This is a genomic window from Dubosiella newyorkensis, assembly GCF_001945605.1.
Classification (GTDB): domain Bacteria; phylum Bacillota_I; class Bacilli_A; order Erysipelotrichales; family Erysipelotrichaceae; genus Dubosiella; species Dubosiella newyorkensis.
Window position 1 is genome coordinate 1 of the sequence record NZ_MPKA01000124.1, and the last position, 630, is coordinate 630.

The following is a 630-nucleotide window of genomic DNA, read 5'->3' on the forward strand; positions in this document are numbered from 1 at the left end:
TGATCCATTCTCTCTTGATCAGTGAATGAAAGCTTTCGATGCAGGCGTTGTCCCATGGATTGCCTTTTCTCGAATACGATCTTTCCATTCCTTCTGTCTTGTTTTTGTATTCTTCGCTTGTGTACTGCACTCCTCGATCGCTGTGGATCACCAATGGCTTTTTGATTCCTCGTCTTCTTTTGGCTATTTCTATACACTCCAGAACTTTTGCGGCTTCCATATTTCGAGTCATCACCCATCCCACTATTTTTCTGGAATACAGGTCCATCACGCTGGTCAGATAGACAAATCCTTCTTCTGTCCAGATGTAGGTGATATCAGTACACCATACACTGTCGGGATCTTTTGGATTGAATTGTCTTTTCAGAAGATTGTGAAGTTTTCGATCATTCCCTTTAGATATGGTCGTTTTTATCTTGTGTTTCAGATATTTCGGTTTGATATTGGCTTCTTTCATGATCGAATAGACATACTTCTGGCATCCTTTGATTCCATGCTTGTGGAGGATCTCTGCGATCTTGGGCGAGCCATACAGCTGGTGCGAATCGTTGTAGATCTTGACGATTGCTTTTTTTGTTTTTTCCCGCCGGACTTTTGTCTTGGATGGTTTGAATCTCAAATGCTTGTAGT

1 protein-coding gene is annotated in these 630 nt (G+C 41.7%); it reads right to left on the bottom strand.

The window, feature by feature from the left end; all coding sequences use genetic code 11:
• On the bottom strand, positions 1 to 630 hold a 630-nt coding region (locus tag BO225_RS11135), incomplete at both ends, for an IS3 family transposase (protein ID WP_076342284.1).